Annotated in this window: 14 protein-coding genes; 9 read left to right on the plus strand and 5 right to left on the minus strand. The window is 74.5% G+C overall.

Annotation, left to right across the window (positions count from 1 at the left end):
* The first annotated feature begins 75 nt into the window (after positions 1-75).
* From ACFV1L_RS19760 to ACFV1L_RS19770, 3 genes are all read left to right on the plus strand, one after another.
* Positions 76-840, plus strand: coding sequence for an IclR family transcriptional regulator (locus ACFV1L_RS19760; protein WP_380367486.1), 765 nt, complete (start codon positions 76-78; stop codon positions 838-840).
* 260 nt (positions 841-1,100) lie between these two features.
* Positions 1,101-2,624: a glycerol kinase GlpK gene (gene glpK, locus ACFV1L_RS19765; RefSeq protein ID WP_380367488.1), complete on the plus strand. Its 1,524-nt coding sequence runs from the start codon at positions 1,101-1,103 to the stop codon at positions 2,622-2,624.
* A gap of 74 nt (positions 2,625-2,698) precedes the next feature.
* Positions 2,699-4,282 carry a glycerol-3-phosphate dehydrogenase/oxidase gene (locus tag ACFV1L_RS19770; RefSeq protein ID WP_380367489.1) on the plus strand — a complete coding sequence of 528 codons (1,584 nt, stop codon included), beginning with the start codon at positions 2,699-2,701 and terminating at the stop codon, positions 4,280-4,282.
* A gap of 81 nt (positions 4,283-4,363) precedes the next feature.
* Here the strand turns inward: ACFV1L_RS19770 and ACFV1L_RS19775 are convergent, their stop codons facing one another.
* Positions 4,364-5,764, minus strand: a complete 1,401-nt coding sequence (locus ACFV1L_RS19775; RefSeq protein WP_380367490.1) for a GntP family permease — start codon at positions 5,762-5,764, stop codon at positions 4,364-4,366.
* 64 nt (positions 5,765-5,828) lie between these two features.
* The gene (locus tag ACFV1L_RS19780) at positions 5,829-6,353 is read right to left on the minus strand and encodes a gluconokinase (protein WP_380367491.1); all 525 of its coding nucleotides are present in this window, start codon (positions 6,351-6,353) and stop codon (positions 5,829-5,831) included.
* 169 nt (positions 6,354-6,522) lie between these two features.
* Between ACFV1L_RS19780 and ACFV1L_RS19785 the strand changes: the two genes are divergently transcribed.
* The gene (locus ACFV1L_RS19785) at positions 6,523-7,221 is read left to right on the plus strand and encodes a FadR/GntR family transcriptional regulator (protein WP_380367492.1); all 699 of its coding nucleotides are present in this window, start codon (positions 6,523-6,525) and stop codon (positions 7,219-7,221) included.
* Between the two features lie 171 nt (positions 7,222-7,392).
* On the plus strand, positions 7,393-7,722 hold the full coding sequence (locus tag ACFV1L_RS19790) for a hypothetical protein (RefSeq protein ID WP_380367493.1): 330 nt from the start codon (positions 7,393-7,395) through the stop codon (positions 7,720-7,722).
* Between the two features lie 622 nt (positions 7,723-8,344).
* Here ACFV1L_RS19790 and ACFV1L_RS19795 read toward each other — a convergent pair.
* Entirely contained in the window at positions 8,345-9,439 is a 1,095-nt protein-coding gene (locus ACFV1L_RS19795; protein WP_380367494.1) for an NADH:flavin oxidoreductase/NADH oxidase, read from the minus strand.
* Between the two features lie 106 nt (positions 9,440-9,545).
* Here ACFV1L_RS19795 and ACFV1L_RS19800 point away from each other — a divergent pair, with 106 nt between their 5' ends.
* From ACFV1L_RS19800 to ACFV1L_RS19815, 4 genes are all read left to right on the plus strand, one after another.
* Positions 9,546-9,908 carry an ArsR/SmtB family transcription factor gene (locus ACFV1L_RS19800; RefSeq protein WP_380367496.1) on the plus strand — a complete coding sequence of 121 codons (363 nt, stop codon included), beginning with the start codon at positions 9,546-9,548 and terminating at the stop codon, positions 9,906-9,908.
* Between the two features lie 364 nt (positions 9,909-10,272).
* Positions 10,273-11,937: a glycosyltransferase family 2 protein gene (locus ACFV1L_RS19805; protein WP_380367497.1), complete on the plus strand. Its 1,665-nt coding sequence runs from the start codon at positions 10,273-10,275 to the stop codon at positions 11,935-11,937.
* Positions 11,938-11,951: 14 nt separating this feature from the next.
* A complete protein-coding gene (locus ACFV1L_RS19810; RefSeq protein ID WP_380367499.1) occupies positions 11,952-14,780 on the plus strand; it encodes an acyltransferase family protein in 2,829 nt (942 codons plus the stop codon).
* A gap of 101 nt (positions 14,781-14,881) precedes the next feature.
* Entirely contained in the window at positions 14,882-15,517 is a 636-nt protein-coding gene (locus ACFV1L_RS19815; RefSeq protein ID WP_380367500.1) for a hypothetical protein, read from the plus strand.
* Between the two features lie 30 nt (positions 15,518-15,547).
* Here the strand turns inward: ACFV1L_RS19815 and ACFV1L_RS19820 are convergent, their stop codons facing one another.
* Positions 15,548-20,095, minus strand: a complete 4,548-nt coding sequence (locus tag ACFV1L_RS19820; protein ID WP_380367502.1) for a hypothetical protein — start codon at positions 20,093-20,095, stop codon at positions 15,548-15,550.
* 49 nt (positions 20,096-20,144) lie between these two features.
* Positions 20,145-21,023, minus strand: a complete 879-nt coding sequence (locus ACFV1L_RS19825) for a hypothetical protein (protein ID WP_380367504.1) — start codon at positions 21,021-21,023, stop codon at positions 20,145-20,147.
* Positions 21,024-21,123 lie beyond the last annotated feature (100 nt).

Here is a 21,123-nt window from a genome sequence, read left to right on the forward strand (position 1 = left end):
GGGGCGGCCGGGTAGTACGGTCGGAGGACGTGGAGGGGTCGGCATCGCCGACCGGTGGTCAGTGGAGGTGGGCCGGTGCCCGGTGCGATCCAGTCGCTGTCGCGGGCGGCCGCGATCCTGCGCCTGTTGGCGGGCGGGGAGCGCCGGCTCGGCCTGTCGGAGGTGGCGACGGGGCTGGGCCTGGCGAAGGGCACGGCGCACGGCATCCTGCGCACCCTGCAGCAGGAGGGCTTCGTCGAGCAGGACCCGGACAGCGGCAAGTACCAGCTGGGCGCGGAGCTGCTGCGGCTGGGCCAGAGCTACCTGGACGTGCACGAGCTGCGGGCCCGGGCGCTGGTGTGGGCGGACGACCTGGCGCGGGCGGCCGGGGAGACGGTGTACCTGGGGGTGCTGCACCAGCGGGGGGTGCTGGTGGTGCACCACGTGTTCCGGCCGGACGATTCGCGGCAGGTGCTGGAGGTCGGTTCGATGCAGCCGCTGCACGCGACGGCGCTGGGCAAGGTGCTGCTGGCGTACGACCCGGTGGCGCGCGGCGAGTTGGGCGACGGGCCGTGGGAGGCGTTCACGCCGCGGACGGTGACGGAGCCGGCGGCGCTGGACGCGCAGTGCGCGCTGGTGCGGGAGCGGGGCTGGGCGGACGCGGTGGAGGAGACCTGGGAGGGCGTGGCGTCGGTGGCGGCGCTGATCCAGGACCGGCGGCGCAACCCGGTGGGCGCGGTGTGCGTGAGCGGCCCGGTGGAGACGGTGTGCGAGGGCGGTGCGGTGCGGCCGTCGCTGGTGGCGTCGGTGCGGACGGCGGCGCGGGCGATCTCGCGCGATCTCGGGGCGCACCGGTTCTGAGTGGGCGGGCCGCTGGGTGATCGGGTGGCGGCGGTGCGTGGCCGTCGGGGGCGGCGCGCGTCACAACGCCTTGACGTCGGGCGTCCGGCTGCTGTTGGCTTCGAAACGTCGGTCGACATTGTCGAACGACGGCTGGAGGGTCCGGGCGCACCGCGCCGTCCGCGTGGTTTGCCGGACCCGCGCGCACGGGGACTGACGAAGGGTCAGCCCCGCTCCCCCGTTGACGTCCTGAGCCGAGCCGATCCGAGCCGAGGAACCGCATGACTGCCAGCTACATCGCCGCGATCGACCAGGGCACCACGTCCAGCCGGTGCATCCTGTTCGGGGCGGACGGCCGGATCGTCGCCGTCGAGCAGCAGGAGCACGCGCAGATCTTTCCGCAGCCGGGCTGGGTGGAGCACGACGCGGCGGAGATCTGGGCCCGGGTGCAGGCGGTGGTGCGGGGCGCGCTGGAGAAGGCCGGGCTGACCCGGGAGGACATCCGGGCGGTCGGCATCACCAACCAGCGCGAGACCACGGTGCTGTGGGACCGGCACACCGGTGAGCCGGCGCACCACGCGATCGTCTGGCAGGACACCCGCACCGAGGCGCTCTGCCGGGAGCTGGGCCGCAACGTCGGCCAGGACCGGTTCCGCCGGGAGACCGGGCTGCCGCTGGCCAGCTACTTCGCCGGCCCGAAGATCCGCTGGCTGCTGGACAACGTCGAGGGCCTGCGCGAGCGCGCCGAGGCCGGCGACATCCTGTTCGGCACCATGGACACCTGGCTGATCTGGAACCTGACCGGCGGCGTGGACGGCGGCCGGCACGTCACGGACGTCACCAACGCCTCCCGCACCCTGCTGATGAACCTGCACACGCTGGAGTGGGACGAGCGGATCGCCGAGTCGATCGGCGTGCCGACGGCGGTGCTGCCGGAGATCCGCTCCTCCGCCGAGGTGTACGGCGAGGCGGTCGGCGTGCTGGCGGGCGTGCCGGTGGCGGCGGCGCTCGGCGACCAGCAGGCCGCGCTGTTCGGGCAGACCTGCTTCGACGCGGGCGAGGCGAAGTCGACGTACGGCACCGGCACGTTCCTGCTGCTGAACACCGGCGAACGGATCGTCAACTCGTACCACGGGCTGCTCACCACGGTCGGCTACCGGATCGGCGACCGGCCGCCGGTGTACGCCCTGGAGGGGTCGATCGCGGTCACCGGTTCGCTGGTGCAGTGGCTGCGCGACCAGCTCGGCATCATCTCGACGGCGGCCGAGATCGAGACCCTGGCGGGCACCGTCGAGGACAACGGCGGCGCGTACTTCGTGCCCGCGTTCTCCGGCCTGTTCGCCCCGTACTGGCGTTCCGACGCGCGCGGCGTGATCACCGGACTGACCAGGTACGTCACCAAGGGCCACCTGGCGCGGGCGGTGCTGGAGGCCACCGCCTGGCAGACCCGCGAGGTGGTGGACGCGATGCAGAAGGACTCCGGCGTGACGCTGACCGCGCTGAAGGTCGACGGCGGCATGACCTCCAACAACCTGTTGATGCAGAACATCGCGGACGTGCTGGACGTCCCCGTGGAGCGCCCGTTCGTCGCCGAGACCACCGCCCTCGGCGCGGCCTACGCGGCCGGCCTCGCGGTCGGCTTCTGGGACGGCCTGGACACGCTGCGCGCCAACTGGCACCGGGCCGCCGAGTGGCGGCCCCGGATGGACGACGCGACCCGCGAGCGCGAGCACCGCAACTGGCTGAAGGCGGTGGAGCGCACCATGGGCTGGGTCGAGCAGGACGACGAGCAGCCGCAGCTCTGACGTCCCGTCAGAGGCACCGTTCCCGATCGGAAGGAGACGCGGACCGGCCGCGAACCGGGCCCGCCGCACACACCATGGCTACCATCCCGACCCTGGGCGCCGAACGCGCCGCCGGCCGCGTCGCCTCCCGCGCCGCCACCCGCGAACTGCTCGGCCGGGCCCGCTACGACCTGCTGGTGATCGGCGGCGGCATCCTCGGCACCGCCACCGCCTGGACCGCCGCCCAGGCCGGGCTGAAGGTGGCCATGGTGGACGCCGGGGACTTCGCGAACGCCACCTCCTCCGCCTCCTCCAAACTGGTCCACGGCGGGCTGCGCTACCTGCAGACCGGCGCGGTGAAGCTGGTCGCCGAGAACCACAAGGAACGCCGGGCGCTGGCCACCGACGTGGCCCCGCACCTGGTCAACCCGCTGACCTTCTTCGTCCCCGTCTACGAGGGCGGCCCGCACTCGGCGCCCAAGCTCGGCGCGGGCGTGTTCCTGTACTCGGCGCTGTCGGCGTTCCGCGACGGCTTGGGCCGGGTGGTCTCCCCCGCGCAGGCGGCGCGCGCGGTGCCGGGCCTGCGCACCGAGGGCCTGCGGCGGGTCGCCGTGTACGGCGACCACCAGATGAACGACGCCCGGATGGCCGTGATGACGGTCCGGGCGGCGGTCGAGGCGGGCGCGGTGGTGCTCAACCACGCCGAGGTGACGGGCCTGCGCTTCACCCGCGGCCGGGTCACCGGCGCGGAGGTCCGCGACCGCCTGGACGGCGCCGAGTTCGGCATCGACGCGCGCCTGGTGCTGAACGCCACCGGCCCGTGGGTGGACCACCTGCGGCGGATGGAGTTCCCGGGCGCCGAGCCGTCGATCCGGCTGTCGAAGGGCGCGCACGTGGTGCTGCGCCGGCAGGCGCCGTGGCGGGCCGCGCTGACCATCCCGATCGACCACTACCGGGTGTCCTTCGCCATTCCGTGGGAGGACCACGTCCTGCTGGGCACCACCGACGAGGAGTACACCGGCGACCCGCTGGACGTGCGGGCCACCGACGCCGACGTCGACCAGATCCTGTCCGAGGCCGGCCACGCGGTCCGGGACGAGCACCTGCGGCGCGAGGACATCACGTACGCCTTCGCGGGCCTGCGGGTGCTGCCGGGCGGGCCGGGCGCGACGGCGTCGGCGAAGCGGGAGACGGTGGTGACCGAGGGCCGGGCCGGGATGCTGTCGGTGGCGGGCGGCAAGTGGACCACCTACCGGCACATCGGCCGGGTGGTGCTGGAGAAGCTCAAGCACGCGCCGGGCGTGGGCCTGGCCGAGGACGTGTCGCCGATCCCGGCGACGGTGCCGCTGCCCGGCATCGGCGCCCCGCAGGCCGTCGCCCACCGCCTGCTGATGGACCGGGAGCCGGGCTCCCGGATGGACCCGCTGGTGGCCCGCCACCTGGCGACCCACTACGGCACGCTGTCGTTCCAGATCGCCCGCCTGATCGCCGAGCGCCCCGAGCTGGGCGAGCGGGTGCACCCGGACGGCCCGGACGTGTGGGCGCAGGTGGTGTACGCGGCCGAGCAGGAGTGGGCGTACACGGTGGACGACGTGCTGCGGCGGCGCACCACGCTGACGGTGCGCGGGCTGGACACCGAGGAGGTCCGCAAGCGGACCGCGGAGCTGCTGGCGCGCTGACCGCGCCGCGGACACGGCGACGCCCTCCGGGAGAGAAGCGGGGATCCGGAGGGCGTCGCGGCTCTGGGGGCCGGTCGATCGTCAGACGATCAGGCTCAGCGGCAGGATCAGGGCGATCGCGACCACCGAGATCACCGTCTCCATCACCGACCAGGACTTCAGGGTCTGGCCGACGCTCATCCCGAAGTACTCCTTCACCAGCCAGAAGCCGGCGTCGTTGACGTGCGACAGGAACAGCGACCCGGCACCGATGGCGAGCACCAGCAGCGCGGCGTGGGTGGTGGACATGTCGGCGGCCAGCGGGGCGACGATGCCGGCGGCGGTGATGGTGGCGACCGTGGCGGAGCCGGTGGCGAGACGGATCAGCACGGCGATCAGCCAGCCGAGCAGCAGCGCGGAGATGTGCCACTTGCCGGACCACTCGCTGACCGCGTTGCCGACGCCGACGTCGATCAGGGTCTGCTTGAAGCCGCCGCCCGCACCGACGATGAACACGATGCCGGCGATCGGGCCGAGCGAGTTGCCGACGGTCGCGGAGATCCGCTCCTTGTCGAACCCGGCGGCCCGGCCCAGGGTGGCCATGGCCAGCAGGGTGGCGGCGAGCAGCGCGATCAGCGGGGAGCCGATGAAGTCGAAGAACCGCTGGGCGGTCGCCTTCGGGTCGTCGATCACCACGTCGGCGAGGGCCTTGCCGAGCATCAGCACGACCGGCAGCAGGATGGTGGCGAGGACGGCGCCGAAGCGCGGGGTCCTCTCGTGCTTGACGGTCTCGACGGGCGTGGTGTCGGCCGGGATCTCCAGCGGGCCGACCCAGCGCTGCGCGAGCCGGGCGAACAGCGGGCCGGCGATGATCAGCGTGGGGACGGCGATCAGCAGGCCGAGCGCCAGGGTGACGCCGAGGTCGGCCTTGAGGGCGTCGACGGCGACCAGCGGGCCGGGGTGCGGGGGGACCAGGCCGTGCAGCACGGACAGGCCGGCCAGCGCGGGGATGCCGATCCGCATCAGCGGGACGTTGCCGCGGCGGGCGACCAGCAGCACGATCGGGATCAGCAGGACGACGCCGACCTCGAAGAACAGCGGCAGGCCGAGCACGGCGGCGATCAGCGCCATCGCCCAGGGCAGCATCTTCGGGCCGGTCCGGGCGAGCACGGTGTCGGCGATGATGTTGGCGCCGCCGGAGTCGGCGAGCAGCTTGCCGAGCATCGCGCCCAGGCCGATCAGCAGGCCGACCGAGGCGACGGTGGAGCCGAAGCCGGTGGAGAAGCTGCTGAGCAGCTTGTCGAAGGGCGCGCCGGCGACGGCGGCGAGCAGGCCCGAGCCGAGGGTCAGGGCCAGGAACGGGTGCAGCTTGAACCGGGTGATCAGCAGCACGATCGCGCCGATGCTGAGCAGCACCGCGGCCAGCAGTTGGCCGTTGCTGGACGTGTGGGGGAGCGCCGGCGCGGCGGCGGCCAGCAGGGTGGGGGTCACGCGAGTCTCCATTGACGGGCCGTCACTGCCCGGGGGGGCCGGTGGGCGGCGGCTGGTGTGACGGGGTGGGGCGGGGTCAGTGCGGCAGGTCGGCGACGGCGCGGTCGACGAGGGTGTCGGGGTCGGCGTCGACGTCCAGCACGGCGCCGTTCTCGTCCGCCTGGAGCGGTTCGAGGGTGGCGTACTGGGAGTCCAGCAGGGAGGGCGGCATGAAGTGGCCGGTGCGGTGGGCGATCCGGTCGCCGACCAGGTCGTGGCTGCCGGTCAGGTGCAGGAAGAACGCCTCGGGGCAGGCGTCCCGCAGGATGTCGCGGTAGCTGCGCTTGAGGGCGGAGCAGGTGACCACGCCGCCGGTGCCGGCCCCGGCCCGCTCGCCGAGCCAGGCGCCGAGGGCGCGCAGCCAGGGTTCGCGGTCCTGGTCGTCCAGCGGGATCCCGGCGCTCATCTTGGCGATGTTGGCGGCGGGGTGGAAGTCGTCGGCCTCGGCGTACGGGAGGCCGAGGCGGTGGGCGAGCAGTCGGGCGACGGTGGTCTTGCCGACTCCGGAGACGCCCATCACCACGATGACGGGCGGCTGCTGGTTCTCGACGTTGAGAGCCATGGGTGGTGCTCCTGTCCTTGCCTGGTCACGGGCAAGGTAGACCCAAAGGTATGACTTATTCAAGCCACCGAAACCCAATCGTCATACTTATGTACGTCGCCGCAGGTGGGAGGCGTCCACCCGCGCCCCGGCCCCGGGCCGGCCGTGACCGCGCCGATAGGCTGACCGCATGGAGATCCAGGGCCTGCCCGGCCGCCTGCTTGCCCACCTCGGTCCGGCGATCGCCTCCGGCGAGCTGCCCGCGGGCACCGTGCTGCGCGCCGAGGAGCTGGAGGCGCAGCACGGCGTGTCCCGCACCGTGGTGCGGGAGGCCGTGCGGATCCTGGAGTCGATGCGGATGGTCGAGCCGCGCCGCCGGGTCGGGATCACCGTCCGCCCGCGCGCCGACTGGGACGTGTTCGACCCGCTGGTGATCCGCTGGCGCCTGGCCGGCGCCGGCCGCTCCGAGCAGCTGCGCTCGCTCGGCTCGCTGCGGGTCGCGGTGGAGCCGGCCGCGGCGGCGCTGGCCGCCCGGCACGCCAGCGACGACGACCGGCGGGAGCTCGGCGCGCTGGCCGTCGAACTGACCGTCACCGCCCGCGCGGCGGACCTGAAGTCCTTCCTCGCGCACGACATCGCCTTCCACGCGGCGGTGCTGCGGGCCTCCGGCAACGAGATGTTCGCGCACCTGAAGGACACCGTCGGCGCGGTGCTGACCGGCCGCACCGAGCACCACCTGATGCCGCACCGGCCGCGCGACTACGCGGTGCAGCTGCACCGGGAGGTCGCCGACGCGATCTGCGCGGGCGACCCGGAGCTGGCGGAGCGGGCGATGCGGACCATCGTGGTCGGCGCGCTGGAGGAGCTGGACGCGACCCTGCCCGACTGACCGCCGGCCCCGCCGTCCTGCCCCCGCCCTCTTGCCGGGCCGAATACGATCCTGTGGCAGGGGGGGTGACGGTCCGTCGGCGCGACACGCCCGGTTTGAGTGGAATTCCACCTGGTGGCCGCATACCTTCACCCCTATTGGGGCAACCTGGGGTCCGACAGGGGGTGGGCGATGGCGCGTCGGCGGCGCAGCCGGTTGCCGGACGAGGTGCGGGCCGCCGCCGTCCGGGCGGGCCTGGCGTTCGCGTTCACGGTGGTGACGGTGATCGTCGCCGTCCTCGCCTCCTGGTCGCACACCGCCCTGATCGTGCCCGCGCTGGCGATGATGGCGATGGGCGTCTTCGTCCTGGTGTGGTGCCTGATAGACGTGGTGGTCTCCCGCCAGGTCGCGGCCAGCCGCCGCCGCGCCCCCAACTCACTCGGCCCGCTGGACGGTTCACGCGAACGCACCCGCCGGCAGGGCACCCCCTCGCCGTACGGCGGCCAGCCGCAGCGGGGCTGACGGCTCGTCCTCGTACGGGAGCGCGGCCACGGCTACGTCGCCGCGGGCGGGTTGACGCTCCCGGCGCCCCTCGGCAGTGCGGTGCCGCAGCCACTGGTCGGGCTGCCGGCGGACAGCCGTCCGCTGCCGTGGCCGGCCGCCGCCGGCCTGGCCCTGGCCGGCCTCGGTGGCGGTGGCGGTGTCGGTGGCGGTGGCGGTGTCGGTGTCGGCCTGAGCGGACTCGCGGACCGCTGCGCCCTGGTGCGGCTGCTGGTGCTGCTCTCCGTCGAGCCGTACCGGCTGCGGCAGTTGGGCGCTCCCACCTGCTGGCGAGCGCGGCCTCGACCTGCTTCCTGCCGGCTCTCCTCCGGGCGACGCCGGGGCGGTGGGCACCGCCGGTCTTCGCGGCGCCGGCGGGCGCGATGCTCAACCTGCCGTTCGCCGGCCCGGTCGAGTCGGCCAGGCCTGGCTGTCCACCCGCCGCAGGGCGTCTGACGGCCCTTCCGGCGGTGCCGTCAGGTCGGGGTGGCGCTCGGGAGGTTCATGGTGAAAGCGGGGCGCGGGGGCCGACGCGGGGCGGGGCTCCCGTCGGCGGGATCGCCCGGTGGGCGAGGAGGCGCCGCGCCCCGGGTCGGCCGTCCGGTCAGCCGCGGTCGCCCACCGCGTACCCGTACTGCTCCGGCCAGTTGCGCTCCGCGCCCAGCGCCTTCGCCGCGTGCAGCGGCCAGTACGGGTCGCGGAGCATCTCGCGGCCGAGCATCACCACGTCGGCGTCGCCGTCCGCCAGGATCTTCTCCGCATGGGCGGGCTCGGTGATCGCGCCGACGGTGCTGACCGGGACGCCGGACTGCTCGCGGATCTGCGCCGCGAACGGGACCTGGTAGCCGGGCCCGACGACGATCTTCGCGTCCGGGACGAGGCCGCCGGAGGAGACGTCGACCAGGTCGACGCCGATCGCCTGGAGCTCCTTGGCGAGCAGGGCGCTCTCCTCGACCGTCCAGCTGGGCTCGTCGGCGACCCAGTCGGTCGCGGAGACCCGGAACAGGACGGGCAGGTCCGCCGGCCAGACGGCCCGGACCGCGGCGGTGATCTCGCGGGCCAGCCGGGAGCGGCCGGCGAAGTCGCCGCCGTAGCCGTCGGTGCGGTGGTTGGTGAGCGGGGAGAGGAACTGGTGGACCAGGTAGCCGTGGGCGCCGTGCACCTCGACCACCTGGAAGCCCGCGGCGAGCGCGCGGCGGGCGGCGGAGGCGAAGTCCTCGACCAGTTCGGCGATCTGGGCCTCCGTCAGCTCGACCGGCGTCGGGTAGCCGTCCTTGAACGGGATCGGCGAGGCGCCGACCACCGGCCAGCCGCCGTCCTCGACGGCGAGCGGGCCGCCGCCCAGGCCTGCCTTCGCGGTGGAGGCCTTGCGCCCGGCGTGGGCCAGCTGGATCGCCGGGACCGAGCCGTGCGAGCGGATCAGCGCGGCGACCCGGGCGAGGGCCTCCTGCTGGCGGTCGTTCCACAGGCCGAGGTCCCACGGGGAGATCCGGGCGTCGGGGCGGACGCCGGTGGCCTCGACCATCACCAGGCCGGCGCCGCCTGCGGCGCGGGCGCCGAGGTGGGCGAGGTGGAAGTCGGTGGCGACGCCGGTCTCGGGGCCTTCGGGGGCGGCCGAGTACATGCACATCGGGCTGAGCCAGACCCGGTTGGGAATGGTCAGCGAACGGAGGGTGATCGGCTCGAACAGGGCGCTCACGACGGCCCGTCCTTCCTGTGGTCCCGACAGCGGCTTCTTCGCTTCGTACGATAGCTGCCGTACTACGACATCTGTCAAACTACGAGAGTTCTCGTACTATGGCGGGGTGACCATCGACCAGGACTGTCCCGGACTGCTGCCCGAGCCGCCCGCCGCCGAGCTGCGACTGGAGGCCGTGCTGCACGCGCTCGCCGATCCGACCCGGCTGCGGATCGTCGCGGAGCTGGCCGGGGCGGGCGGCGACGAGCTGAACTGCCTGGCCTTCGAACTGCCGGTCACCAAATCGACGTTGACGCACCACTTCCGCGTCCTGCGGGAGGCCGGCGTGATCCGCCAGCACCGCCGCGGCACCTCCAAGATGAACACCCTGCGCGCCGAGGACCTCGCCACCCGCTTCCCCGGCCTGCTCGACGCGGTCCTCGCGGCCGCCGAACCGTGCACCCACCCGGACGGGCCGGCCGTCCGCTAGCACCTCCCTCCCGGATCCCGCCGCCGCACGACGCCGGAGCAACCCTCCCGGGCGCCCGCCCGCCACAACGCCGGGCCCACGCTCCGCAGTCCTGACGGTCCGTCAATTGCGGCGGCGGACACTCGCCATGACCTCCGGCGACCCTCCGCCATGGATCACTCGCAACCGTCCTGCCACCGTGCACGTCCACCGCCACAGGGGCCCCAGGAGGCGGTTGCCGGGGCGGGCTTTCTGACACGGTCATGCCTGGTCACACGGGCTTCACCGGAGTTGCACCAGCGTTCATCCCGCGTGGTCATTTGGTCTATACCAATCAGGTAATCTGACCGACGACAGGTGTCAATGACCGGCCGTGGGGGGCCCAATGACTGTCAATCACCTTCCGTCGCCACCTTCCGATCAGGAGCTCTACTGGTACTTCGGACCACAGCGCCGCTGGGTCCCGCTACTCTCCGCGTTCGCCTTCGTGCTCAGCGCGGCCACGATGTTCAGCTTCTCCCTGCGCACCGTCGCGCTCTGGCCGTTCCTCGCCGTCCTCGGCGTCAACCTGGTCGCCCTGGCCCTGACCTGCCTCAACGGACTGCGCCGCCGCCGCTTCACCCGGGCCGGCCACGAACTGCTGGTCGCCGCCTGGCAGCCCGCCGAGCCGCCGTCCGTCGACCTGTACCTGCCGACCTGCGGCGAGCCGCTCGACATCCTCGCCAACGCCTACCGCGCGGTCGCCCGGCTCGACCACCCCGGACAGCTCGACGTCTGGGTGCTGGACGACGGCGACCGGCCCGAAGTGGCAGCGCTAGCAGCCGAGTTCGGATACCACTACGTGGTCCGCCCGAACCGCGGCGAGTACAAGAAGGCCGGCAACCTCAACCACGCGCTCACCCTGAGCAAGGCCGAGTACATCGCCATCCTGGACGCCGACTTCGCGCCCCGCGCCGACCTGCTGCACCACCTGCTGCCCTACTTCGGCGATCCGAAGGTCGGCATCGTGCAGAGCCCGCAGTGCTTCGACACCGACGCCTCGATGGGCTGGGTGCAGCGCGCCGCCGGCGCCGCCCAGGAGTGGTTCTTCCGCTGGGTGCAGCCCAGCCGCGACGCCTCCGACGCCGCGATCTGCTGCGGCTCCAACGCCGTCTACCGGCGCTCCGCGATCGACGCCGCCGGCGGCTTCGCCCGGCTCGACCACAGCGAGGACATGTACACCGGACTCGCCCTCCACCAGCGGGGATTCACCACCCGGTACGTGCCGGTCCTGGTCGCCAAGGGCACCTCGCCGGACTCCACCACCAGCTTCGTCAACCAGCAGTACCGCTGGACCATGGGCAACCTGCACCTGATCGGCGACCGGGCCACCCGCAAGGCCATGACCTGGCGGATGCGCCGCTGCTTCGACGAGGGCATCATCGGCTACCTGGCCGCCGCCGTGAACGTGCTCACCGCACCGCTGCCGCCGCTGGTCATGCTGTTCGCCTACCCCGGCGAGGTCCGCGCCTGGTACGTCCTGCCGATGCTCTCCCTGCTGTGGCTGTGGCACGTGCTGCTCCCCCGGGTCAGCCGCACCCGCTGGCGGTCCGAAGTGCTGCGCGCCAACGTGCTGATGAGCTTCGCCGCCGCCACCGCCTACTGGCACACCGCCCGCGGCCGCAGCGCCGCCTGGGTGCCCACCGGCGTCGCCAAGCCCGGCCGCTCCGGCGGCATGGCCCGCAAGGTCCTGCTGGTCTCCCTGGTCTGGACGGCCGGCACCCTGACCGCCACCGCCGTCGGGATCGCCGCCGCCACCGCCCAGCACGGCTGGCACACCACCTGGGGCCTGGCCCTGTACCTCGCCGTGCAGCTCCACCTCGGCGTCCCGCTGATCCGCGACCTGTACGCCGAACTGCGGCCGCGCGCCACCGACTCCACCGAATCCGGGGCCCGCCCGGCGATGCGGCCCAGGCGCTGGCCCGAGGCCCTCGCCGTCACGAGCACGCTCGCCCTGATCGCCCTGCTCGCCTCCGGCTGGGCGGCCCCGATGCTGCCCTGGCTGGGCTGAAAGGTCCACCTCCCGTGTCCACCAGCACCGCCCCGCTCACCGTCGTCCTCGGACAACCACCCGTCGAGCGGCCCAGGTTCAGACCCGACATCGAGGGCCTGCGGGCCGTCGCCGTGCTCGCCGTCCTCGCCTTCCACGCGGCCGTCCCCGGCCTGGCCGGCGGATTCGTCGGCGTCGACGTCTTCTTCGTCGTCTCCGGCTACCTGATCACCGGCCTGCTGCGCAGCGAGAGCCTCGCCACCGGAAAGGTCCGGCTCGCCGAGTTCTACTCCCGCCGTGCCCGCCGCCTGCTGCCCTCCGCCGCCGTGGTGCTCGCCGTCGTCGCCGTCCTCGGCGCCCTGCTCACCGCCCCGCTGCGCCGCGCCGACCTGGAACGCGACGTCCTCGCCTCTGCCCTGTCCGTCGCCAACTGGCGCTTCATCGCCGAACAGACCGACTACCTGGCGGCCGGCCGCGACCCCAGCGCCCTGCTGCACTTCTGGTCGCTCGCCGTCGAGGAGCAGTTCTACCTGCTGTGGGCGCCGCTGCTCGCCCTCGCCGCCCGCTGGGCCTGGAAGCGGCGCACGCTCCTCGGCCTGACCGTGCTGCTCGGCGCCGGCTCGTTCTGGCTCTCCCTGCACTGGAGCGCCGGCGCGTACCTCTCCACGCCCACCCGGGCCTGGCAGTTCGCCGCCGGCGCGGTGATCGCCCTGCTGCCGGTGCGCCGGCTCCCGAGGGTCGCAAGGGAGTTGCTGGGTCTCGGCGGCCTGGCCGCCGTGCTCGCCGCGGTGCTGGTCTTCGACGCCCGCACCCCGTACCCCGGCCACGCCGCGCTGGTGCCCACCCTCGGCACCGCCGCGATCATCCTGGCCGGCGAACAGCACCTGGTGGGACGGGCGTTGGCGCTCGGCGCGCCGCGGGCGATCGGCCGGCTCTCCTACAACCTGTACCTGTGGCACTGGCCGGTGCTGGTGCTCGCCGAGGCGCAGTGGGGCGCCCTGCACTGGGGCGTGAAGGCCGCGCTCACGGCCGCCGCCGCCCTGCCGGCGCTCGCCGCCCTGCACTGGCTGGAGCAGCCGCTGCGGCGCAGCCGGGTGCTGGGCGAGATCCCGCGCCGCGGGCTGTCGCTGGGCCTCACCGCCGTGGTGATGCCGGTGGTGCTGGCGCTGGTCGTCGGCAGCGGCACCATCCGGATGCTCGGCCCCGCCACTCCCCCGGACCCGGCCGGTCTGCCGCCGGGCGCCCGCGACGGCCGCTCCCTGCTCGCCGCCGCGCCGCCCGCGAACGCTCCGACCGTCCCGAACCCCGTGCAGGCCCGGCAGGACTTCCCGCCGGACGGCGCCTGCGAGGTGGACCCGGCCGACACCACCAGCCCGCCCTGCCGCTTCGGCGCCGGCGACGACCGGATCGTGCTGCTCGGCGACTCGCACGCCGGCCAGTGGTTCTCCGCCGTGCTGGGCATCGCCGCCCAGCACCGCCTGTCCGTCGAGGAACTCGTCAAGCAGGGCTGCCCGCTGCCCGAACTCACCGTGGTGAACCCGCAGTTGGGCCGCACCTACCACGAGTGCGACACCTGGCGGGCGAACGCGCTGGCCCGGCTCAAGGCCGGTCCGAAGCCGAAGCTGATCCTCGTCTCCGCGCTGAACCGCTACACCTCCGACCGGGCCGCCCTGCTGCACGGCTGGGAGCAGACCCTCGCCCCGCTGCGGGAGTCGGGCGTCCCGATCGTCTACCTGCAGGACACCCCGATACCCGGCCGGGACGTCCCCGCCTGCGTCTCCGGACACCCCGACACCACCTCGGCCTGCGACTTCCCGCGCAGCGAGGCCCTGTGGGCCGACCCGCTGGCCGAGGAGATCACCGCCGGCAGGTTCCCCGGCGTGCGGACCATCGGCGTCAACCAGGTGCTGTGCCCCGGCGACGGGCGCACCTGCCCCGCCGTCCTGGAGCACGTCCTGCTCTACCGCGACGACTCGCACCTGACCAACGCGGCGGCCGTCGTCCTCACCGCGCGGCTCGACCAACTCCTCGTCGAGGCGGGCGTGTTCGGCTCCGGCTGGACCACTCTGCTGCACGACGGGTTCGACGGCCCGGCCGGCTCCCGGCCCGACCCCGCGAACTGGCAGTACGACCTGGGCACCTGCTACCCCGGCTGCCCGGCCGCCCAGTGGGGCACCGGCGAGATCGAGACGATGACCGACTCCACCGCCAACGTCCGCCTGGACGGGCGGGGTTCGCTGGAGATCGTGCCCACCCGGGACGCCGCCGGCCGCTGGTCCTCGGGCCGGATCGAGTCCCGCCGCGCGGACTTCTCCGCCCCCGCGGGCGGAGTCCTGCGCGTGGAGGCGGAGTTGGCACTGCCCGCCGTCAACGGCCCGGCGGCGGCCGGGTACTGGCCGGCGTTCTGGGCGCTCGGCGGAAAGCTCCGCGACGGGTACACCGGCTGGCCGGGCGTCGGCGAACTCGACGTCCTGGAATCGGTGGGCGGGCGCGGCGTGTTCGGCACGATGCACTGCGGCAGCACCCCCGGCGGCCCGTGCAAGGAGCCGAGCGGCCTCGGCTCCGGCGAGCAGTCCTGCCCGGACTGCTGGGGCGCGTTCCACACCTGGACGGTGGAGGTGGACCGCACGGCCGCCCCCGAGCGGGTGCGCTGGCTGCGCGACGGCCGGGAGTACTTCGCGGTGACCTCCGACCAGGTCGACCCGGCCGCCTGGGACCAGGCGGTCCACCACGGGATCTTCCTCGTGCTGAACCTCGCCATCGGCGGCAACCTGCCTGCCGCCTACGGGAGTTCACCGACGCCGGCGACCGAACCCGGCCATCCGATGAAGATCTCCTCGGTCACCGTCTCCACCCGGAGCTGACGGCCCGCCCACTGGAACCTCCCCCGGTCCGCGTGCGTCGGACCGGGGGTCTTCCAGTGGGGCGCGGGACATCCTCGCGCCCGTCGAACCGAGGGGGAACGATGACAACTGCACGGAACCGACCGGGACTCGGACTCGGCATCGGCCTTGCCGCGGCCGGGCTGCTCGCGCTCACGGCCTGCGGCTCGACCCAGCAGTCCGCGACCGGCGTGGCACCGGTCGCGCCGATCGCACCGGCGCCGGCCTCGCCGTCGCCCTCGCCCTCGCCCGAGCCGAGCGGCACGCCGATGTCGCGGCCCGGGCTGTCGGACCTCGCGTCGGCACTCGGCGAACAGGGCCGCGGCCCGTTCCAGGACCTCTACGGGTCACTGGAGTTGGAGAACGAGAAGAACACCGTCGCGCTGTACGTGACGGACGTGGCGCGAGGCCGGACCCTGGTCGACGCCGCGAAGCGCGCCCATCCGGACATCGACACCGCGCGGGTCCGGGTGGAGGGCTGCCCGTTCACGAAGGCGGAGATCGACCGGGCGATGGACGCCGTCATGGCGGCGAAGCTCCCCGCGAAGGTCTTCGGCACGTCCATGGCCCCGCACGCGACCGGCCTGCTGGTCGAGGCCGACGAGACCTCCGCGAACTCGCCCGCCCTCCGGTCCGCACTCGCGTCCGTGGCCGGCCGCATCCCGGTCACCGTCAAGGCGGGCCGACCGCTCACGGACACGGGAGCGGTCGGCCCGTGACGCCGGCGGCGCCCGCCTGCGGCGCCGGCCCTACTCCGGCTTGCGGAACATCCGGGTGGCCGTGATCTCGCCGTGGATCGTCGGCCCGTCGGGGTCCTGCGGGGCCGGCAGGCCGGGCCGGAGGTGCTCCTCGACGGAGATGTACTTGAGGCCGGCACGCAGGTCCGCGTCGTTGCGGAGGCGGATGACGAGCGGGAACTCGGCCAGCGCCGTGGTGTCGAACAGGCCAGTGGTGTAGATCAGTTGGACGCCGAGCGCGTCGGCGACGGCGCGCTGGAGCTCCAGCAGGTACGTCGCGTTGGCGCGGCCGATCGGGTTGTCCAGGAACAGCGTGCCCGCGTGGCGCAGCTGGGACTGGCCGCGGTCGTTGGCGCGGAGCGCGGCCATCGTGCAGTAGAGGGCGATGGCCGCGGTGAGCAGCTGGCCGCCGGAGAAGACGTCGGACATCTGGCCGACGGAGACGCGTTCGGCGCGCAGGACGGCGTCCGGCTTGAGGATCTCGACCGAGACGCCCTTGGGGCCGATCGCCGCGGCGACGCCGCGCAGCAGCAGGGACATGCCGTCCCGGCGCAGGTCGGAGTTCTTCCGGACGGCGGACTGGGTGGCCTCGTCGATGACCTCGCCGAGCCGTTCGACCAGGACGGCGTGGTCGGGGTCCTCGAAGCGGATGCGCAGGAACTCCTGGCCCGACCATTCGCCGAGGCCTTCGGGGAGTCGGGACAGCCGCTGGGCGGCGCGCAGCGTGCCGAGGGAGGTCTCGACCAGGCCGCGGAGGCGGTCGACGATCGACGAGCGGTTGCGTTCCAGCTGGGCGAGTTCGTCGGTGAGGACGCGCAGCCGGGGCGCGAACGCGGCGGCCCAGGCGGCGGCGTGGTCGGGCAGGGCGGCGGCCGGCAGCTCGCGGATCTGCTGGCGGGCGGGGGTGCGGACGGCCTCGTAGCGGGCGGCGTTGGCGTGCCGGACGAGGGCGTCGGAGGCGTCCCGGACGGCGAGTTCGGCACCGGTGAGCTCGGTGGCGGCGGTGCGCATGGCGCGGCGGGTGTCGGCGGCGGCGGCGCGGGCGGCGGCGAGTCCGCCGAGGTAGGCGTCGGCGGTCTCGGTCTCGTCGCCGTTGTCGCGCAGCGAGTCGCGGAGCTGTCCGGCGAGTTCTTCGAAGTCGGTGGCGGCGGCCTGCGCCTGGTCCAGGGTGCGCTGCAGGTCGGCGTGTTCGGTGCGCGCGGTGTCGACGCGTTCGCGGCGTTCGGCGAGCAGTGCGGTGGCGGTGCGCAGCAGGGCCTGGGCGTGTTCGGTGTCGGCGGGGACGAGGTCGTCGGGGAGCTCGGTGTGGGCTTCGCCGTCGACGGGTGCGGAGCGTTCGGCGTCGCCGCGCAGGCGGCCGACCTCCTCGGCGGCGGCGCCGGCGCGGGCCTCGATGATGGTGACGAGTTCTTCGGCGCGGGCGGCGGCGGCCTGGCGGGCGGGGCCGTCGGCGCCGTCGGGGCTGGCGAGGAGTTCCTCGGCGCGGGCCTTGACCTTGTTGCTGAGGCGGTCCAACTCGCTTGCGGCGGCTGCTTCGTCGCCTTCGGCGCGGGCCTGTTCGGCGCGCAGGTCGGCGCCGACGCCGACCTTCTCGTAGAGCTGGGAGGCGGCCCGGTAGGCCTCGCGCAGGGCGGGCAGCGAGGTGGGGGTGTCGGTGTCGCCGGGTTCGGCGCTGGTGTCGGCGGCGGCGATCTCGGCGCGTTCGGCGCGCAGGGTGCGGGCGGTGCGGCGGGCGTCGTCGGCGGCGCGCTGGGCGGCGCGGCGGTCCTCGTCGCAGGTGCGGGCGCGTTCGGTGCACAGGGCCTGGCGGCGTTCGCATTCGGCGGCGTCGTCGGCGAGTTCGCGCTGCCGGCGGGTCCAGTTGGCGCGTTCGCGGAGGCGGAAGGCGAGGCCGGCGAGGGCGTCGGCGCGGCGGCGGGTGCGCTGGGCGGTCTCCCGGCACTCCTCGTGGCGGGCGGCGGCGGCCTGGTGGTCGGCGTCGGCTTCGGCGTGTTCGGCGCGCAGGGTGGCGAGTTCGGCGGCGGTGGCCTCGGCGTGCTCGGCGGCGGCGGCCGCGGCTTCGGCGAGTTCGGCGAGGGTGCCGGGCGGGCAGCTGGCGTGCCAGGAGGCGAGGCGGGCGGCGAGGGCGCGGTCGCCGCCGAGGCGGGCGGCGAGTTCGCGGATGTGCTCCTCGCGGGCGGTGGCGCGGGTGCGCAGTTCGCGGCGCTCGTCGTCGGCGGCGGTCTCGTTGTGCATGGCCGGGTTCGGCGGCACGAGGAAGAACGCCGGTTCGCCGTCGATCGGGGCGATCAGGGCGGCGGCGGTGCCGACGGCGACGGTGGAGCGGGGCAGCAGGGCGGCGGCGGCGAGTGCTTCGCGGGCCCGGTCGAGCGAGGCGGGGTCGGTGACCACGACGCCGTCGACGAGTTCGGGGCGGGCGGCGAGGATGGCGTCGTGGTCGGCGGGGTCGACGGACTGGGCGAGGTAGCGCCAGCCGGGGAGGGCGGGGATGCCCTGCTCGCCGAGGTACTCGACGGTGGCGAGGACGTCCGGGCCGGGCGGGAGCAGTCCGCCGTCGCCGAGGGCGGCGAGGATCCGGGAGTCGTCGGCGGCGGCGGTGCGCAGGTCGAACAGGGTGCGTTCGGCGTTGGCCACGGCCTGGTCGAGCAGTTCGCGCAGGTCTTCGGCGGAGGCGTCGAGCTGACGGGGCGTCAGGAAGCCGTCGGAGTCCTCGGCGCCGTCCTGGTAGGGCGTCAGGGAGAGGAGTTCGGCGAGCCGGGGTTCGGCGGCGAGCTGGGCGGCGGTGCGCTGTTCGGCGGCGAGGGCGCGTTCGGCGGCGGTGCGGGCGTCGGTGGCGCGGGCGGCGGCGAGTTCGGCGCGGGCCTCGGCGGCGGCGGCCTCGCGGGCCCGGACGGCGCTGGACTCGGCGGCGGCGCGGGCGACTTCGAGGGCTTCGGTGGCGGCGCGTTCGGCGTCGGCGGCGTGCAGGGCGGCGCGGGCCGGGTCCGGTTCGGCACCGGAGTCGTCGATCCAGCCGGCTTCGACGGCGGCGGCGGTCTCCTGCTCGACCTCGGCGAGGCGCTGGCGCAGGTGTTCGGCCTCGGAGCGGGCCTTCTGCGCGGCGGTCGCGGCGGCGGTGGCCTCGGCCTGCGCGGCGGAGCCGTCCTGCTGGAGCTCGCCGGCGCGCAGCTCCTCCTGGTCGGCGCGGGTCTCGGCGCTCAGCGCGGCGGCTTCGAGGGCGCGGGCGAGGGCGCCGGCGGCGCGGTCGCGGGCGGCGAGGGCGGGGGCGGCGTCGAGTTCGGCCTCGCGGATGGCGGCGGCGACGCGGCTGGCCCGGTCGGCGGCGGCGCGGTGCCGCAGCACCGCCTCGGCGGCCTGCCAGGCGGCGAACTGGGCGCGGGCGTCGGTGAGTTCGCGGCGCAGCCGGGCGGCTTCGGTGGTCGCGGCGTCGAGTCCGAGGGTGGCGTGCCGGTAGGTCAGTTCGGAGACGATCCGGGAGTGTCGGGTGCGGTCGGTCTCGGCGGCGGTGACGGCGCTCGCGGCGGCGGCGACCTCGACGGCCAGGTCGTGGGCCCGGTCGCGTTCGACGGCGGAGCGGGCGGACAGCGACAGGGCGAGCTTGCGGGTGCGTCGTTCGGCGGCGCGGTGGCCCTCGCGGACGGTCTCCCGGCCGGCGGTGGCGTCGACGATGCGCTGCAGCAGGTCGACGGAGCCGGCGGTGAAGTCGCGTTCGGCGGTGAGTTCGGCGCGCCGGCCGAGCTTGGCGGCGAAGCCGTGGACCAGGTCGGCGAGGCCGTCGGTGTCGCGGGTGTCGGTGACGGCGCGCAGCAGCAGGTCGGTGAAGTCGGCGTCGTTGCGGACCGCGAACAGGCCGGCGGCCTCGCCCTCGTCGGCGTTCATCTCGCGCTGGTAGCGGAACAGTTCGGGGTCGAGGCCGAGGGCGCCGAGGTGCTCGTTCCAGCGGTCGTGGATCTCCTCGAAGGTGACGTCGAGGTAGGGGTGGGCCTTGCCGGCCTCGGTGAGGGCGTCGCGGAAGCCCTTCATGGTGCGGCGCCGGCCGCGGGCCTTCTGGTCGCCGGTCAGGGCGGGGCGTTCGGCGACCGGCAGGCCGTCCAGGGTGAGGCCGGGGCCGGGCCGGAAGGAGTACCACAGTTCGGCGAACTTCCGCGGGTCGGAGGAGACCTGGCGGCCGCGCCACTCGCTGACCTTGCCGACCACGATGAGTTCGCCGGTGACGGTGTGCTGCCATTCGAGGGCGACGTGGCCGCAGTCGTCGGCCAGCAGGAACTTGCGCAGCACGCCGGAGGACGCGCCGCCGAGGGTGTTGCGGTGGCCGGGCAGCATCACCGAGAAGATCAGCTTGAGCAGGACGGACTTGCCGCCGCCGTTCTCCAGGAACAGCACGCCGGCGGGCGCGGGGCGGCGCTGCGGGCCCTCGGGCTCCTCGCCGAACAGGCCGATCTGCTGGGGCTGCGGTTCGGGGACCGGCTCGCCGACGCCGCGCAGGTCGAGCACCGTGTCGGCGTAGCGGGCGCCCGCCGGTCCGATCGAGTACAGGCGGACCCGGTTCAGCTCGTACATGTGCGGTGGTTCTCCTGGAGCGGTCAGTTCAGAACGTGGTGACGGGGGGTCAGAGCGAGTGGAACGGCAGTCCGGCGTCGGCGACGAGCTCCTCGCTGTCGTCGGGCGGCAGCAGGGTGGCGGTGCCGTCGCTGACCGGGACGACGCCGAGGTCCAGCAGTTCGCCCATGGCGGCGCTGCCGGCCAGGTCGCGGACCTGCAACTGGTAGCGGGCGGTGGTGCGGTAGGTGCCGCCGGCGTCGTCGGAGGTCTTCTGCAGGAAGCCCGAGTCGACCAGGAAGGAGACCGCCTTGGAGACGATGCCGGTGGTGGAGCCGGACAGCCGGCGGGCGTCCTTGGTGGCGCCGGTCGCGGAGCGGCGCGCCCACACCCGCCAGGCGGCCTCCAGGCCGGGGGCGGCGCTCGCCGGGTCGGTGTTGCTGCCCTCGGCGGCGGCGCGCTCCTCCAGCCGGCGGCAGGCCTGCCGGACGAACGCGTCCACGCCGTTGACGGTGACCCGGCCGAGGTAGCCGTCGTCGGCGAGGTCTTCGGGGCGGGGGAAGGCGAGTGCGGCGACCGCGAGGTGCGCCAGGCCGTGCAGGAAGCGGTCGGTGGACTCGGAGGCGGCGCGGCGCGAGTAGTCGCCCATCCGGACGGCGAACACCGAGTCGTCGGCGGCGGCGACCGCCATGCCGGCGCGGGCGGAGACCTCCAGCACCACCAGGCCCATGCCGGTGGCGACGGCGTCCGCCAGGCGTCCGAACGGCGGGTCGTCGCGGTAGCGGCGGACCAGTTCGGCGTACTCGGCGTCCCGGGACGGCAGCAGCTTGGCCTGCAGGCCGAAGGAGACCAGGCGGGCGGCCTCGGCGACGTCGGCCGGGCTGATCGGCGGGTGCGCGGCGGCCGGTTCGGCGTCCTGCGGCGCCCACGCCTCGGTGCTGGTGGTCATGCGGGTGCTCCTTCGGTGCGGGCGGCGCGGGTGCTGCGGGCCGTACAGGTGCTGCGGGCCGGGCGGGCGGTGCGCGGGGGCCGGGCGGCGGGGCGGCCTG

This window comes from Kitasatospora sp. NPDC059646 (assembly GCF_042734615.1).
GTDB lineage: Bacteria > Actinomycetota > Actinomycetes > Streptomycetales > Streptomycetaceae > Kitasatospora.